Source organism: Halalkalibacter nanhaiisediminis (assembly GCF_007830185.1).
In the GTDB taxonomy this organism is placed as follows: domain Bacteria; phylum Bacillota; class Bacilli; order Bacillales; family Bacillaceae_D; genus Halalkalibacter; species Halalkalibacter nanhaiisediminis.
In genome coordinates, this window is record NZ_VLKZ01000001.1 from 363679 (window position 1) to 379208 (window position 15530).

At 39.2% G+C, this 15530-nt stretch carries 16 protein-coding genes; 13 read left to right on the plus strand and 3 right to left on the minus strand.

Annotated features, from left to right (window positions below; translation table 11 throughout):
* Positions 1–26 precede the first annotated feature (26 nt).
* From IQ10_RS01600 to IQ10_RS01635, 8 genes are all read left to right on the plus strand, one after another.
* Positions 27–1439, plus strand: coding sequence for a sodium:solute symporter family protein (locus IQ10_RS01600; RefSeq protein ID WP_242009680.1), 1413 nt, complete (start codon positions 27–29; stop codon positions 1437–1439).
* Positions 1432–1626: a hypothetical protein gene (locus tag IQ10_RS01605; protein WP_144448727.1), complete on the plus strand. Its 195-nt coding sequence runs from the start codon at positions 1432–1434 to the stop codon at positions 1624–1626. Before IQ10_RS01600 ends, IQ10_RS01605 begins: the two co-directional genes overlap by 8 nt.
* Positions 1627–1636: 10 nt before the next feature.
* On the plus strand, positions 1637–2266 hold the full coding sequence (gene pcp, locus IQ10_RS01610; RefSeq protein WP_144448728.1) for a pyroglutamyl-peptidase I: 630 nt from the start codon (positions 1637–1639) through the stop codon (positions 2264–2266).
* Positions 2267–2709: 443 nt separating this feature from the next.
* Positions 2710–3375 (plus strand): hypothetical protein, encoded by a 666-nt coding sequence (locus IQ10_RS01615; protein WP_144448729.1) that lies wholly within the window; start codon positions 2710–2712, stop codon positions 3373–3375.
* A 415-nt stretch (positions 3376–3790) separates the two neighbouring features.
* On the plus strand, positions 3791–4936 hold the full coding sequence (locus tag IQ10_RS01620) for an agarase (RefSeq protein ID WP_144448730.1): 1146 nt from the start codon (positions 3791–3793) through the stop codon (positions 4934–4936).
* Positions 4937–5154: 218 nt separating this feature from the next.
* Positions 5155–5409: a hypothetical protein gene (locus tag IQ10_RS01625; protein ID WP_144448731.1), complete on the plus strand. Its 255-nt coding sequence runs from the start codon at positions 5155–5157 to the stop codon at positions 5407–5409.
* Positions 5410–5620: 211 nt separating this feature from the next.
* Positions 5621–6448 carry a glycosyltransferase family 2 protein gene (locus tag IQ10_RS01630; RefSeq protein WP_144448732.1) on the plus strand — a complete coding sequence of 276 codons (828 nt, stop codon included), beginning with the start codon at positions 5621–5623 and terminating at the stop codon, positions 6446–6448.
* A 76-nt stretch (positions 6449–6524) separates the two neighbouring features.
* A complete protein-coding gene (locus tag IQ10_RS01635; protein WP_144448733.1) occupies positions 6525–7085 on the plus strand; it encodes a hypothetical protein in 561 nt (186 codons plus the stop codon).
* Positions 7086–7141: 56 nt separating this feature from the next.
* On the opposite strand, the gene IQ10_RS01640 is transcribed toward IQ10_RS01635, so the two are convergent.
* Positions 7142–7372 (minus strand): DUF5683 domain-containing protein, encoded by a 231-nt coding sequence (locus IQ10_RS01640; protein WP_144448734.1) that lies wholly within the window; start codon positions 7370–7372, stop codon positions 7142–7144.
* Positions 7373–7637: 265 nt separating this feature from the next.
* On the opposite strand from IQ10_RS01640, the gene IQ10_RS01645 reads away from it, so the two are divergent.
* Positions 7638–8876, plus strand: coding sequence for a benzoate/H(+) symporter BenE family transporter (locus IQ10_RS01645; protein WP_144448735.1), 1239 nt, complete (start codon positions 7638–7640; stop codon positions 8874–8876).
* Between the two features lie 331 nt (positions 8877–9207).
* Here IQ10_RS01645 and IQ10_RS18675 read toward each other — a convergent pair whose 3' ends face one another.
* Together IQ10_RS18675 and IQ10_RS01655 are read right to left on the minus strand one after the other, a co-directional pair.
* Positions 9208–10236, minus strand: coding sequence for an S-layer homology domain-containing protein (locus tag IQ10_RS18675; protein WP_144448736.1), 1029 nt, complete (start codon positions 10234–10236; stop codon positions 9208–9210).
* 195 nt (positions 10237–10431) lie between these two features.
* The gene (locus tag IQ10_RS01655; RefSeq protein ID WP_144448737.1) at positions 10432–11250 is read right to left on the minus strand and encodes a hypothetical protein; all 819 of its coding nucleotides are present in this window, start codon (positions 11248–11250) and stop codon (positions 10432–10434) included.
* Between the two features lie 198 nt (positions 11251–11448).
* Here IQ10_RS01655 and IQ10_RS17910 point away from each other — a divergent pair, with 198 nt between their 5' ends.
* The 4 genes from IQ10_RS17910 to IQ10_RS01670 all read left to right on the plus strand — a co-directional run bounded on the left by IQ10_RS17910 (position 11449) and on the right by IQ10_RS01670 (position 15478).
* Positions 11449–11619: a YwzD family small protein gene (locus IQ10_RS17910; RefSeq protein ID WP_158639960.1), complete on the plus strand. Its 171-nt coding sequence runs from the start codon at positions 11449–11451 to the stop codon at positions 11617–11619.
* Between the two features lie 141 nt (positions 11620–11760).
* The gene (locus tag IQ10_RS01660) at positions 11761–12294 is read left to right on the plus strand and encodes a VanZ family protein (protein ID WP_144448738.1); all 534 of its coding nucleotides are present in this window, start codon (positions 11761–11763) and stop codon (positions 12292–12294) included.
* A gap of 62 nt (positions 12295–12356) precedes the next feature.
* Entirely contained in the window at positions 12357–13229 is an 873-nt protein-coding gene (locus tag IQ10_RS01665; protein WP_144448739.1) for a hypothetical protein, read from the plus strand.
* 185 nt (positions 13230–13414) lie between these two features.
* Entirely contained in the window at positions 13415–15478 is a 2064-nt protein-coding gene (locus IQ10_RS01670) for an S-layer homology domain-containing protein (RefSeq protein WP_144448740.1), read from the plus strand.
* Positions 15479–15530 lie beyond the last annotated feature (52 nt).

The following is a 15530-nucleotide window of genomic DNA, read 5'->3' on the forward strand; positions in this document are numbered from 1 at the left end:
TAACTTAGGAGGAATGGCTTTTGAGAGTGGATGTGGCAATTGTTGTTGGAATTTATTTTGTGATCTTAATTGGATGGGGCCTGTTCAATTTCATTAAAAGCAATAAACGAACAGATGTCTCTCTGGAAAGTCAATACATTGGTGATCGTTCATTTGGAACGTGGCCTCTTTTAGCCACTCTAGTAGCTTCATGGGCAAGTAACTATACGTTGCTGGCAGCAGCAGAAAGTGGGTTTCGTAATGGGATATCTGGACCGATTTGGTACGCATTAGGGGTCGCTTTACCAATTCTTTTCTTTGTTTGGCCAGTTAATATTGTCGCAAAAATACGAGAAGCCATGCCGAATGGCGTCACGATCGTTGAATATGTGGGAAAGCGTTACGATGAAAAATCACGACTTGCTTCATTAATTATCGTGTTAGTATCGAACATTTTGTATTTGATCTCCGTCGTCATGGCAGTTGGAATTGTGTTGTCCTCATTATTAAATATTGATATTAGTACTGCTACAATTATAGGTGGAGCCGTTCTTGTTTTATATACTGCGTTAGGTGGATTTGAAGCGGTTGTTTGGACTCATGTATATCAACTTGTGCTTGCTGGGCTTTCTGTTATTGTTGCATTAATTTTAACGATACAAAATGTGGGCTTTACACAATTTGTTGATGGGATTCCTTCTGAAAATTTGAATTTCTTTGCTTGGGGACCACTTCAAATGGTCGACTTCTTTCTTGTCTTAACTGCATTAACCATTGCTTCTCCAGTTATTTGGCAGAGAATCTTTTCGGCAAAAGATAGTAAGTCAGCATCAAAAGCAATCTGGTGGTTTGGTCCAATTTGGGCTCCATTTGCTGTAGGGGCTGGGATCATGGGAATGGCTGCATTTATGCTCATGCCTGATATTGCTCCAGCTTCTGCTTCAACTCGTTTTGTCATGGAATTGTTCCCTAACTGGGCTGCTATTTTATTTTTATTAGGTGGATTGGCACTCGTCTTCTCATCTGGTGATGCAACGGTAAATAACATCGCATCGATCGTCCAGTTTGACATCATTAAAAAAATTGTGAAGAAGCCTTTAACAAAGAAACAAAATTTATATATTGGCTTTGCGTTACAAATTGTTTTGGGAGTTATTAGTATTGCTGGTGCATTAGGTTTTACAAGTATTTTAGGACTGCTTGTCATTAATAGTGCTGTTAATATCGCTTTGATTTTACCTTTATACTTAGGTCTTGTTTGGAAGGGGACAAGCTCGAGTGGTGCGTTTTGGTCTATGGTACTTAGCATCGGGATAGGTGGAACGATGCTCGTGCTTAATTTAGGCCCTTTGGCAAACCTTGCTTCGCTTGTCATCTCAACAGCTGTTATTATCGTCGTTTCCTACATTTCAAAAGATGCACACACAGATTTACAGCAGGGAGGGAAGTACAGTGCCTAAAGTAGTCAAAGGAACCATTTTGGCAGTCGTGATTTATTGTCTATTTTATTTAGTAGCAACCTTATTTCCTACTATTGTGTGGGAAATTCCTGGTAGTATTATCTACTTATTGCTTATGTATGCCATCATCGGTTGTTTTGGGATGGTTGTTGTTCTACCATTAGTTATTTTAAAAACGAGAAAATGAGGTGCTACTAATGAAAATATTAATTTCAGGTTTTGAACCTTTTGGTGAGATGAAGGTAAACCCAACGCAAGCCATTGTTGAGAGAGTATCAGGCATTCAGTTTGATGGAGCAGAGATAAAGACTGTGTTGCTTCCAGTTCATTACGACGAGTGTTTAGAAAAAATGACGAATTATATTGATGAGGTGAAACCTGATGTTGTTATTTCTTGTGGCCTTTACGGTGGAAGAACGGCTATTACTCCAGAAAGAATTGGAATCAATGTAAAAGATACAATGGCCGAAGAACCGATCGCAGACAACAGAGGGAAGAAACCAATGGATGAACTTATCGACCCAGCAGGGGAGGACGGATTATTTTCAACCCTTCCAAATAGGCAAATTGTCAACAATCTAGTAAAAGAGAATATTCCTTCCTTCATTTCGAATACAGCAGGGACCTATATTTGTAATAACACACTTTACGGAGTGTTAAATCACATTAAGAAAAATGATTTAGACATAAAAGCAGGGTTTGTTCATTTTCCAGCATCAGTGGAAATGGCAGTGGAAAAACCGACTATGCCTACGATGCCGCTTGACCTTATGGTGAAGGCGCTTGAAATTACTGTGAAAACATGTATTGATGAATTTTCTGCATAAGGAATGAGAGAGTCGCCAGTCGTTGTTACTGGTGGCTTTTTTGTGCGTTTGGGAGCGAGTGTTAAGTGTTTTAGTGGAATGGGAGGAATTATCACCTGAACTAGCTCAACGTAAGGTTTCAGGAATGTGAGATTTTATAACATTATTTTTAAAAAAATTTATTTGAAAGAGTTTGAAATTTCAAAAATGATCTCTTATAATAAGATACTGTGATTCCGTTTTTTAGAATGATATCTCAATTATTAGGATGTGAATCTTTGGCTACCACTAATAAATGAACAAAGCTAGTTTTTTCGCAAAACACTTATTTTTGTAAAAAATATGAAGTTAAACCTTTTTATGAATAAAACTTGATAAACTAAAAAAGTTTTATTTTTTGACTGTATACAGTATAAAAGGTCTAGTTTAAAAGTGTTTGTATATGAGCATGAGAGGTAGGAATAATGATGCCAACACAACAATGGGCAGTCAAATCAAAAAATAGAAGTATGCAAGTGGGAGATAGAGTCGTAGTTACGAACTCAATAAAAAATGGATTGATTGAATTAAAGCCAATGGATAGTGGTGTCATTGTCTATTTAGAAGATCAATCTAGGGCAACGGTGTGGTTTCGTCATTTTGGATGCTTCGTAGATGATCCTATTATTCGAGTTTTACAAGTGTATGCGAATAACAAACAAAACGGGAATTTAGACGGGATGACAGTTGAATTGGAGAAAGAGAGCTTGGCCATAGAATACAAAGATAGTCAAAGAGAAGACTTTTATCATATAACAGTATGGGAGGACAAAGCATTAGATATCCCATTTTTCCAAGTGAATAATAAGTATCGTGTGCAACCCTCTATAGAACAAAAAAATGCTCAAAGCGAGTGGGAGCCTATGTATAAATATGATTTGTGGCAAATTATCGATATCATTGAATATGGCTTTAATGAATGGATAAAAGAAGTGGTGTTAAGAGATGTTTTGAAAGAAGGAAAGGAAGTCAGTACCTATTTGAATTTATCGGATGAGTCCTGTAAAGAAATAGATGCGAAGAAAAAAGAACTCGAGTTAGCTTGTGCTAAAGCAACAGGAGTATTTTATGATTTTGCAAAAAGAGCATGATGTGAGATTAATTGAATGAAGGAGAGAAGAGCCACCAGTTATTGCTGGTGGTTGATTTTTTGTATTTGAGAGCGTGTGTGTCAAACATGAGTATTTATTAACATTTATTATCCGAAGCTAGAGCATAATTCAGTCGAGTAGCAGATAATTCGGTCTAACTCGGCCTTAATTCGGTCTAATTAGAAGATAATTCGGTCTAATTAGAAGATAATTCAGTCTAACGAGTATCAACATTGATTTAATTGATCATATCATTTAAAATATTAAGTGAAAGGGCTTACACTTTCGCTTTACACACTATATGACTAATTGTCATCGATAAAACTTGTTCAAATGAAAGGGAAATAGAGTTCTAACAATCTCTTTTTTAACGAAAATGTAATCGATTACATTAAAAAGATAAGGAGTGAAAAGAATGTCAAACATCAGTTCTTACGGTGGAGATCAGAACAGAAAGTTTAAGGCAACTGGCTTCTTTAGAGTAGAAAAAGCGGATGATCGTTGGTGGATGGTTGATCCTGACGGAAATGCCTTCGTCACAATTGGTGTGAATCACACAGATGAAACGAATTTGAAGTATGAGCATAATTTTGATATTTGGAAAGAAAAGTATGGATCTAGGGAAAACTGGCTGAAAGGTTTATCTAAGGATCTTAAAGATTGGGGATTTAATACGATTGGTTGGACAGGAGATTATATTAGTGGAGACTGGGGTAAAGCACTTGATTGGTACGGGGACCCTATCAATCTAGGACATTCCACTGGTTGGGCTGCGGCTGATTATAAAGTGGCTGATATGCCATATGTTTTACAAATTCGAGTTTCAGAAATTGAAGACTGGAATGGACAGCCAGCTTATCCAGATGTTTATTCGGATGAATTTGATAAGTATTGCGGCTATCTTGCTCGTAGCATTTGTGCAGATCATGCAGACAGTAAAAACCTGATTGGTTACTTCTTAGTAGATATTCCTGGTTGGATTCCTCATGCTAGCGGAAGATTTTTCAAAGGCTTTGAAGGACTTAGCGAGGAAGAGCATAATAAAAAGCTATTTGATGTAGCAACTAAATATTACGAGACGATGACAAAACATATTCGTCAATATGATCCAAACCACCTTATTTTAGGGGACCGATATAACGGAAACAAAGGCATTCCAGAACCAGTTCTTGAAGCAATGAAGCCTTTCGTAGATGTGCTGTCTATTCAATACTTTACAAGCAACAACAAAGAAGGATATGAGCAAATGCGCAACGACTTTGCGAAATGGCAGAAAATTGTCGATAAGCCAGTAATCAATGCTGATATCGGTAACTGGTGCCAAACAAAGATGAATCCTAACCGAGTAAGTGATTTAAAAACTCAGACTGATCGTGCTGAGGATTACATTGCTTCCATTAATGAACTTTTAAATGAACCATGGTTTATTGGTTGGCATTGGTGCGCTCACGTCGAGAATAAGGCTAGAGGTTGGGGAATTAAAGATCCATATGATAACCCATATAGCGATTTTATCGATCCTGTTAAAGAATTTAACAAAAAAATCTATGAAACCATTTAGTTTAACAATAATAACTAGTCCCTCTTTTTTAGGGGACTAGTTATTATTTTGTTAATTGTAAAGATCGACTCATCACTTTCTAACATCAAATAAGAGCATTTCACTTTTCTCTGTTCGATTATCTTACAAATTGCTTTTCAAATCACCTTTTTCAGACTATTATAATAACTAACAGGAAGAGCTGACCAAACAATACAAATGAGATAGGAGTGGATCATATGAGAAGAGAGCATACTAAAGGGTTGACAGTGAAGAATCATTATTTAGCAGAAATTGATTATATCGGTGAAAGAGAGTATAAAAATAAGTGGAGCTGGGATATCTATATTGCAGCTAATGAGAAGGAAGAATATCATGGTAAGGCATTAGCTCCTGGTAAGGGGATCGAGATTCCTTGGACACCGCTTGCAGGACAAGATTTGCTTGAAGAAATGATGGATATGTGTGAGCAGCAAATGCCAAAGTGTTCATAATATGTACTGGTTGATGAAGGTGTTTTTACTAGCTAAAGCAGACAATACCCCCAGAATAATGGACTGATGAGTCGTCTTTTATTCTGAGGGTTTTTGTGTGTTATCGATCAAATGAGTGAAAAAGATGCTTTTTTCGTCTGATAGATTGTGACATTTTTCTCAGTTGGAATATAGTACTATAGGTGTAATGTAAAATATTGGGGGTTAGTGTATGCCTTTAGTTTCTGTTATTATTCCGACTTATCATCGTCCAATTTATTTGTGTGAAGCTTTAGAATCTATCCATCGTCAAACATGTAAAGACTTAGAAGTCGTTATCATCAACAATGGTGATGAGGATATTGATTATGTCGTTGAGCTGTATCCTGAGTTGGGTATAACGATTCTTCCATTTGAAGAAAATCATCCAGTAAAGGCACGAAATAGAGGGGTCCAAGTGGCTAAGGGAGAATACATTATGCTGCTTGATGACGACGATATGATTACACCTTGTCATCTTGAGCGCATGGTGGGTGAGCTTGAAGATGTGGATCTCGTTTATACAGATGCAGAGATTTTTGATTATGTAACCGAGGATAAAAGTCGCATTCCTACTCAGCGACTTTTATTTGCGTACGATAATGATCTAGCAGGAATGAGAACCTTTTCGACTTATTTATCATCTGGTAGTTTGTATCGAAAGGACATTCATCAAAAAATCGGCTATTTTGATGCTGAAGTGTATAACTACTGGGATTGGGATTTTTTCTTGCGGGTCAGTGAAGTGGGGTTGGTGAGGCGTGTGCCAGTAGCGAGTGTGCTCTATGCTTTTTCGAATATGGGAGATAACTTATCTAAAAATGTGGCTTCAAAAGAGAGAAAAGCCCGTTTTCGGCACTTTTGTACAAAACATCATTTAGGTCCGCTGCCGTCGAGGAATTTTCTCATGTTGCTAGAAGAACCTGAGTTGGTGAGTCGAAAGGCAGAATCATTGCGAGTGTGGGACGGAGAGGCTGTTGTTTCACGGTTGGAGCAAGGAGTGTGTGACAGCATCATATAAGAAAGAATTGGGTTTTGTCTTGTGTTATGATAAAGGGGGATGAATGAATTTTTGACTTAATGTAGGAGCCATATACATGAAAAGAGCAGTTGTCATTAGTATCATTTTAGTTATTGCTGTCATCGGAATTGGGCAATGGCATTGGCAAAATCAAATCAATGAAACAGCGAAACAAGTGAATATTGAGCTTGAGAATGAAAGAAATGCTAAAGAGGAATATCTGCCGCAAGCAGTAGATGAGCCAAATCAATCAGAGAGACCAATGGGAGAGATAAAAGCGGAGTTTGCGACAAGTTTTCAGGAGGCTAATACAGCATACGAGGCAACGATCTCTCAGCTTATGCTAGAGGCTGAACAGGAATATGTTGAGGTCGTTCTTACTGGTGAACAAAGCCATCAGGAATTGGTCGATGCCTATCAGCAGGCGTTTTTTGAAGCGCAAACAGAATGGTCTGAAACGTTTTGGCGTGAATATGAACAGCTTCAGCTCGAATTGGTTGAGAATGGTTACTGGCGCGAGGATGCATTTGATTTTGAATTTGAGCATGAGCTGATTCTTGAGGTAACAACCCATACGTTTATCCAAGCGTTGTTGCTGCTTGGTCAAAATATTCAAATGGAGTCCATCGCAAATTAATAAACCCTTCTATGAGAATGGAAGCTCAGAGAAGGGCTGTTTTGTGATCGATTGCTTCAGTACCTGGCATGTCGCCGATTGATGCGTTCGGCTGAACGGTAGGCATCAATCATGCCCCATAGCCAGATAATTGGCGTCGTGATAAAGCCGATAAGTACATAAATAAGTAACCACGAAATAGCATAAGCAATGATAAACATGATTCCTTTTAAGAATTGACCGTTGTAAATCTGACCTAAGCCAGTAATGAAAAATGAAAGAACGGCTGCGAGTCCTGCGCTTTTCATACACTTCCCCCTTGATATAGGATATTCAACTTTTTAAAAAAGGATTTTACTATTATATATTATTCCCGTTGAAAATTATATTGAAACGGAGGGGGGTGTCTAAAGATGAAGACATCATAAAGTAGAAAAAAGAGCCTATCATTTAAACTGTTAAGCTCTTTTTTTGCCGTGAGTTTTTAGGAGATCAATATTTCCCCTTCCGAAATTTTCGAAAAGCTGTATAATGAGATCAGCTAAAATTTTACAACTAAAGAGGGGAATCGAAATGGCTAAGTTAGGAGCGCTTCTAGGTAGGAGGGGAAATACCAATCCTATTCGAGATTTGAATTCAAAAAATATAGCAGCAGGATTTGTTTCAGGATTACTTGCAATGGTGGGCGCACCAGTTCTTATTTTAGCTGCGGCAGCGAATGGTGATTTCACGATGACGCAGACGATTATGTGGGTGTTTGCTGTTCATGTGTTTGGGGGGATTTTAAGTATTCTTTTGCCTCTCTATTACAGAATGCCGATTGTTGCGTGCCATTCGATTACTGGGGTTGCATTTTTAGCGACAGTCACCACTCAATTTACGTTTCATCAGCTAATCGGTGCCTATATTGTGTCAGGATTGTTGATCTTTCTTGTTGGTTATTTAGGGGCTTTTTCAAAATTAATTCATTATGTTCCGAGAGAAATTATTGCCGCGATGCTAGCAGGCATGATCATGAAATATATGGTTAATTTTATTGTGTCGATTAATCAAATGATCTTGGTTGGTGGTGTAGCACTAATTGTTTTTTTTGTTTTTAGTAAATGGAAAACTCGAATTCCGCCGATGGTTGCGGCGATTATAACTGGGTTTGTTGTCTTGCTTATCATAGAGCCGCTGAATTCTAGTGGGCTGGCAACGTCTTTTGTTCTTCCGCAGATGCAAATGCCCGAATTTAATTTAATTAGCTTTGTTTCCGTTTCCATTCCTTTGGTGCTGCTCATTTTAAGTAATGACGCGGCTGTTGGGATTGGGGCATTGGAACAAAATCATTATCGTCCTCCAATCAATCGAATCATTTCTAGTAGTGGGATCTTTTCGGTTATGGCAAGCTTCTTTGGAGGGCAATCAGCTAATATTGCAGGCATGATGACGGCGATTTGTTCAGATGAAGTGTCAGGTCCAAGGGAAAAAAGGTATATGGGTGCTGTTGTATCAGGGGTCATTATTCTGTTCTTTGGTATTTTTTCATGGAAGGTTGTGCCGTTTATTCAAGGCTTGCCAGAGGCGTTTGTGGCAATGCTTCTCGGATTTGCACTGCTTGGAGTGTTCGGCAATAGCTTGCAGGTTAGCTTTTCAAATCCGGCAATGAAGTTGAGTGTGGCTTTTACATTTATCATTGCAGTATCTGGAACGACTGTTTTTAATATTAGTGCACCAGTCTGGGCTGTGTTAATTGGTACGTTCATTGCCAAGTATATTGAGAATCAGCAGGTGAAAGTGAATGAGCAAGAGAAGAAACGAACGGCTTAGGGTGCTGTTTTGGTAAAAAACATGATAAGGAGTCAAGGGAGGCTGTTGAAAAAGGGTTTTCAACAGCTTTTTTCTCGTTATTTTAGGTAGATACAGTCATGTGGTGTTGTTGGATTAGTTATTTCGGTCTAATGGAGGTATTTATCGGTCGAATGTGGTGTTTTATCGGTCTAACTCAGGTATTATTCGGTCTAATGTGAGGATTTATCGGTCTAACAACATATTATGACATTTTTCGATATGAGTTTGATAGCTAGTTAGTCAGCAGCCAGAATCTCACTCAAAAAAAATAGCCCCCTGCCCAACCAAGTCAGGTGACTATTTCTAATAATTATCGCCCAATAAACATTTGTGTCCAGTAATGCTGCATGCTGCCGCCCTTTGCGTAGCCTACACCTAAATGCGTATAGTCGGGATTAAGGATATTTTTTCTGTGTCCTTCGCTATTCATCCAGTCTTCTACGACCTCACTTGCAGATGTTTGACCAGCTGCGATATTTTCACCAGCAGTACGATAGGTGATCCCGAACTCGCTCATCATCTCGAACGGCGAACCATATGTTGGAGATGTGTGAGCGAAATAGTGTTGGTCGCGCATGTCTTCGGATTTCGAGCGAGCGACTTTTTGCGTTTCTTCATCTAATTGGAGCGAACTCAATCCGCGTTTTTCTCTTTCGGCGTTTGTTAAATCGAGAACTTGTTGTTCAAATTGAGTGATCTCCTCAAGTTCAGGGGTGACAGGCTTGATTTGAACAGATTCTCGAAATCTCTCATCTAATGCTCTTGCTAAAAAAGCAGAGAATTCGGCTCTTTTCATCGCATTGCCAGCTTTAAACGTACCATCAGGGTAGCCAGCTGTAATCTTGTTAGCGACTAAAGCTTGAATGTCTGCATAAAATAGGTGATTTGGCTGAATATCTCTGAACTCATGATCTGACGTACCAGAAAGATCAAATGCCCTCTCAAGAATCGCTGCCATTTGTCCGCGAGTTAACGGGCTTCGTGGCGAATAATTGCCACCAAAGCCTTCGATAATGCCTTGTGCTGCAACTGCATTGATGGCACCATAAGCATAAAAATCTTCGCTCACATCTTGAAAGGTGGCAGTGGTTGCCTCAGTTGGATCTAATTCTAGTGTCCTAGCAATCATAATCGCGGCATCTGCGCGAGTGACTGTCTGACTTGGTCTAAATGTGTTGTCCTCAAATCCTTTAATAATCTCTTGATTAGATAAAAAGTTTATTTCCTCTATTGCCCAATGATTACCTGTTACATCAGGAAATTGGCTGCTGGCATTTGCTGGTGTGACGGTAACTGTCAGAGCGATTATGAAACTAAGCATGAAGCTGAGTAATCTCATCTTGTTTTCCCTCCTCTTAATCTAGTTGTCATCTATTATATCATTGCCAATGGTGGTTCTAATTTACTGATTATGAGAGAGGGAAAATAACAAACCTGTAAATGTTCATATAATAAGGAAAAAGAATTAGATATATGGTGCATATATCCAGTGGTGTATAGTATATTTAAAAAGGTTTGTCACTTCTGGTCGATCTTAGTTCATCAGCCATTGCATGAAGGGTTGTTCCTTTGCGAGGCTTTCCTGCTTGATTAAGGAGAGCATCTTGGCGACGGTGCCGTAGAAGTATTGGGTGAAGCTCTTTTGGATCTGTTTTTGTTTATAACGGTAGATGGTTTCCTTGAATGCCTGAATGATCGTCGGTAAAAATGACTCGATTGGCGAATCGAATTTTTTAGCGTGATAAGCGATTGCTGCTCGGCCCCAAAGATGGCTTATTTCTTGTGCGCAGTTGAAAAAGGGTTTAACAGCTTTGACAAATGGTTGTGGAACATAGCCTGGAGTGAATGTTGCGTCAAGGGAGTCTAACGTTTTTATACGGTGGTTTTGATTTTGAGTAGTTTTAAACAAAGTAGCTTCGGTGTTCTTTTTATCGTGCTTAGGGCTTGTCTCGTCTGGATTTTTAGCTGATGGGCGTTTAGTCAATTGTTCGCTGTTCGGTTTGTCAAAACGGTTAAAGACATAGACGTTGTGTGAGTAGCCGCCTGTTTCTCTAAGTGTGCGGTGAATGGTCAGAATACCTAGCTTTTTTGCTTTTCTAATCATGCGTTCGAATGTCGAGCGGGAAATGCCACCTGATTGTTGTTGAGTTGCTTGGACGAGCTTACAAATACGAGCATTGCACACACCGAGTTTCTTAACACTATACTGAACAAGCTTTTCAAAGGCCATTCGTTCTCCTTTAGTAAAGCGATACCCGTGTAAGTCTAAGGCGATGGCAATGGATTGGTTGAATTCTTTTACAGATGAGAAGTTACTTAAGTGAGCGAATTGTTCAATATGTCCTGATTTCATAGGTTTTTACCTCCTTATTTTACGTCCCGTCACTTTACAAATAGATCAGTTCACGAAAAATAGGTGAGGGGAATGAAAAAAATGTGGAGAAGACATATGTTAGTGGTTTGTAACTGTTAGTAGATGGGTATGGAATGAGAGGAATAAAACTAAGACAAAATGAGGGCGTTTTTAGAGAGAAAATAGGGGGATATTACGATGAAAAAAGTTGGAAATTTTACAGAGCAGGAGCTGTTAGAAATCTTGCAAGGCGTCTATGAAAAAGGGATGAATGAATCGGCGACAGTTGATGCAAAAGAGCTTGTTTTAGAGATTGCTAAAAACTTGCAGCCATATGTAATGACTAATGCGACGACTGAAAAGGTTTGAAGTAAAAGATCCAAAAGGGTAGTCATGATCAAAAGAGAATCTCTTTTGATCATGACTACCCTTTGTACGTAAAATGAACAGAAATGGTTTTTTTAGGAATGAAATATGGTACAATTTATGATGCAATAGGATAATAGAAAAATGAATGATGAAGTTGATCTAGAGATAGGTGATTTTTTGCAAAGGAAGAAACGAAGAAAATTGATCGTGACGCTGTTGCTACTGCTCGCTTGGGCGGGAATGATGGCGTATATGTCGGCACAGCCGTATACTGAGCAGGATTTACGGCCGATGCTTAGAGGGTTTGACTTATCGTGGGTTGAACGGTGGTTAGGATGGGTGAATTTCACCTACGCGTCAAGTGAGATTAGTGTGGCGTATCGTGGTCCAGCAGCGTTCTTGGAGTTTTTTATTCGCAAGGGAGCACATGTGGCGGTGTTTGCAACGCTTGGCTTTTTATGCATACGTCTTTTAACTGCTTGGTCGATGAAGATGGTCATAAGAGCTGCAATCACGTTATTTATTGTTATGACAGTCGCTGCGATTGATGAGTATCGACATTTTCTTCATCCAGGACGTACGGGGCTTTTTGAGGATGTTGTTCTTGATACAGTCGGTGGACTTATTGGAATGGGCGTTTATGTGATTTTTTATAAAATAAAACATCGAAAGTAGTTGGAAAATTGTCTATATTTAGGGTAGGATGAAAGAAAGAGGAAGAAAAGGAGAGTATCAATATGAAGAAAGTTTGGCTGATCTCAAGTATTGGACTTGTTGCGATTCTGCTCATCGTTGGAAATATGCTGTTTAAGGAACGGGTAGAGAAGACAAGTGGTGATGATTTGAGCGAGGTCCATGAAGAAGAAACTGTTACAGTTGACGAAAATGGAAATGTTATAACGGTAGATGAGGATGGAAATGTTGTAACGATAGATGAGAATGGAAATCCTATTACTGTAGATGAAAGTGGAGACCCGCTTGTGCAGGGAAATTTGTCTACAGATGGTCAAAGCAATGGAACGGTGTTTGCTGCAAGTAAAGATTTAGATGCACAGCTAACAAGTGGATCATCTGGGCAAGGTGGAGACGGTCTTCAAGCAGAAAAAGGTGCTGGAAGTAGTTCGAGTGCTATGGCGAATCAAGGCCAAAGTACTTCGAGTCAAGGTAGCACACAGTCAAATGGTAGGGAAATAAGTAGCGGAACACAGAGCGCGTCACCAAGTAATAGTAGCCAGGGTGGTTCAGGTACAAGTGAGCAGAACTCATCAGGCAAAACTGAATCAGTCACATCAATCAAAAATCGTTACTTCCCGCAATTTCAGCAGCTTGAGTGGGAGCAAAATGGAAAGCTAGAAGCACTTGCTCAAAGAGCCTTTGAAGACTATATAACAAGCGAACGAGGTCATTTTGATGCAGGAAAATATCGATCTCAAGCAAGTGCTCTACAGTCATCGGCAGACTCAGCTTTTTACAGCAAATATGGCAAAATGCAAGATGAGCTTGTTGCAAATGGTCATAGTAGACAAGCTGCAGCAAACTTTAAACAATCCTATGAATCAAAGAAAGCATCTAGAGAACGTGAGCTAAGAGAATTGGTCGAAGGATTTTAAACCAAGCCTGATTTCAAAGGTTTGGTTTTTTTATTATATTGCTAGAAAAATAAAAAGATTGTAGAATACCTGTAAAAATTTGTTGAAACTACTAAGAAAGTCTATTAGTATGGAAGATGATACATAATATCTATATACATCATCGTATTTAATTACCAGTTTTTATAACAAGGAGGAAATATTTGATGAGGAAATATCCGTTTAGTAAAAAAGCAATGAGTCTATTGCTCGCAACAGCTCTTGTTGTGACTCCAGCTGCGACTTTGGTGCCGATTGGTGGAAATACTGTTGTGCAGGCGGCGTCTGTGGCAACTGTTGATACTTTTGTAGATAGTATAGTAGCTGTCTATGATGAAATGGACTCTGAGCATACGAGCACAATTAATTCATTAAAGAGCAAACTAGCTGGTGTAAATTGGTCGGTTGTTTTAGGTAGTGAATTAGAAGCAAAAATTAACCCCGAGATAGCAAAAAAGGTTGCTGAAATTGTTTACACTACTAATAAAAATGAATTGAAGACAGTAGTGAATAATTTCAGAACGGAACATAGTGCTGATTTTCAAGCAATATTCGGTGGAAAAGTTACTGTTGATGATTTTCTTGATTTCTTCGTAGCTTTTGAAGCGCATCTTAAAGGGAAAAATATAAGTGATTTGATTTCCGATTTTAGTAAAGCTAATTTTAATTATTCAACATTTATGAAAAATAACATCCAAGAGGTTGTAGCAAAGGATGCTAAATATTTAACACTTCAAAACGAGATTAAAGCAAGCACTGGTCTAACATTTAGTGATTTGTTTGATATGAAGTCTCGATTAGATAGCCAAGTTGGTCTAACAGATACACAAAGAACTGAATTAAGAGCTGCTTTTGTAAATGCTGTAACAAAGGCATATCTTGCTGATCCAGGCGAGGGTGTTATTCCTCCTGCAGTCCCAGGCGGTGGTGGCGGCGGTGGTGCTGCACCAGCTCCAACACCAACTCCAGAAACACCAACGGTTCCAGAACGTCCGGGTCAATTAATTGATGCAACGAATACGACAACAGTTGAGCGTGAACAAACTACTACTGGTCAAACGAAAGCAGTCACAATTGTTAATGGTGGGAGCTTAGCTAGTGTTGTAGCTGCTAATCCAAATGCGGATCGTATTGGATTCACATTAGAGCGTGCTGAAGGTGAGGTTGCTGAACTACGTCTTCCAAAAGCAGCAGTAGAAGCATTACTTGGTGCAACAAATACGAATCTTGTTGTTGATATCGATTCAGCGGATGGAAGTGTAAGTATTCCTGTAAGTGAGTTAGCTGAGGAGAAGTTACGTGCAGCTCTTGGCCTATCAGGTGATGCAGACTTTGAGGTATCTATTTCTATTAGTCAAGCATCTGCAGCCGTAGCAGCAGTAGTTACTGAACGTCTTGCAGCTGATGCGAGGAATTTACAAGCAAGATCTGCCGTTATCGATTTTTCAATGACAGTTCGTTCAGGTGATCGTGAGGTTGCAATCACGAACTTCGATAGCTATATTTTCCGTGAAATTCCAGTAAGTGGTCTTGTCAACGTAGACAATGCGGTTGCTTATAATGTTGATGCTGAGCCAGTAGCGGTACCGACTCAAGTAGGTACAGAACGTGTTCGTTTTGCGTCACTAGCATTCAGTAAGTATGTTGTAGTTGAGCGTCAGCCAGTAACATTCAGTGATTTAACGAACACTCACTGGGCAAAGAAATCAATTGATCGCCTAACAATTCGTGATGTTATCGTTGGTTTTGCTGATGGTGAAGTGAAGCCTAAACGTGTGACAACTCGTGCAGAATTTGCAGCGATGTTAACACGTAGTTTAGCTCTTCCTGAAGCAGGTAACTATAATGGACGTTTCTCTGATGTTAAGGGAAATGAATGGTATGTTAAAAGTCTAATTCCAGCTGTAGAGGCAGGCTTACTTGAAGGTCGAGCAAACGGTACTTTTGGAGCAAATGATCCAATCACTCGTCAAGAAGCAGCAGCAGTTGTTTCTCGTGCCCTAAGCTTCTTAAATGTAAGTGATGATGCTTTAGATGCTGGTAAATCTGTTGGTTCATTCACGGATGTAGCAAGTATTGCACCTTGGGCTGAAGCAGATGTTAAGCGTGCTGTACAAGCGGGTATTATTGAAGGACATGCGAACGGTACATTCGAAGCAAGAGGCGCTACACAACGTGGACAGGTTGCTGCGATGATCGAGCGTTTATTAAAGAAGGGTAGCTTACTATAATAGTAGAGCAAGTCCTCAGCTTGAGGGCTTGCTTCTTCATTAGTCTTGGAAA

What these genes read in the sequence shown, in the direction of transcription:
- IQ10_RS01615 (WP_144448729.1), top strand. Translation starts at nt 2,710, where the DNA reads ATGATGCCAACACAACAATGGGCAGTCAAATCAAAAAATAGAAGTATG.
- IQ10_RS01655 (WP_144448737.1), bottom strand. Translation starts at nt 11,250, where the DNA reads ATGAAATCAGGACATATTGAACAATTCGCTCACTTAAGTAACTTCTCA.
- IQ10_RS01635 (WP_144448733.1), top strand. Translation starts at nt 6,525, where the DNA reads ATGAAAAGAGCAGTTGTCATTAGTATCATTTTAGTTATTGCTGTCATC.
- IQ10_RS01630 (WP_144448732.1), top strand. Translation starts at nt 5,621, where the DNA reads ATGCCTTTAGTTTCTGTTATTATTCCGACTTATCATCGTCCAATTTAT.
- IQ10_RS18675 (WP_144448736.1), bottom strand. Translation starts at nt 10,236, where the DNA reads ATGAGATTACTCAGCTTCATGCTTAGTTTCATAATCGCTCTGACAGTT.
- IQ10_RS01665 (WP_144448739.1), top strand. Translation starts at nt 12,357, where the DNA reads ATGAAGAAAGTTTGGCTGATCTCAAGTATTGGACTTGTTGCGATTCTG.
- IQ10_RS01660 (WP_144448738.1), top strand. Translation starts at nt 11,761, where the DNA reads ATGAATGATGAAGTTGATCTAGAGATAGGTGATTTTTTGCAAAGGAAG.
- pcp (WP_144448728.1), top strand. Translation starts at nt 1,637, where the DNA reads ATGAAAATATTAATTTCAGGTTTTGAACCTTTTGGTGAGATGAAGGTA.
- IQ10_RS01640 (WP_144448734.1), bottom strand. Translation starts at nt 7,372, where the DNA reads ATGAAAAGCGCAGGACTCGCAGCCGTTCTTTCATTTTTCATTACTGGC.
- IQ10_RS17910 (WP_158639960.1), top strand. Translation starts at nt 11,449, where the DNA reads ATGAAAAAAGTTGGAAATTTTACAGAGCAGGAGCTGTTAGAAATCTTG.
- IQ10_RS01670 (WP_144448740.1), top strand. Translation starts at nt 13,415, where the DNA reads ATGAGGAAATATCCGTTTAGTAAAAAAGCAATGAGTCTATTGCTCGCA.
- IQ10_RS01645 (WP_144448735.1), top strand. Translation starts at nt 7,638, where the DNA reads ATGGCTAAGTTAGGAGCGCTTCTAGGTAGGAGGGGAAATACCAATCCT.
- IQ10_RS01625 (WP_144448731.1), top strand. Translation starts at nt 5,155, where the DNA reads ATGAGAAGAGAGCATACTAAAGGGTTGACAGTGAAGAATCATTATTTA.
- IQ10_RS01620 (WP_144448730.1), top strand. Translation starts at nt 3,791, where the DNA reads ATGTCAAACATCAGTTCTTACGGTGGAGATCAGAACAGAAAGTTTAAG.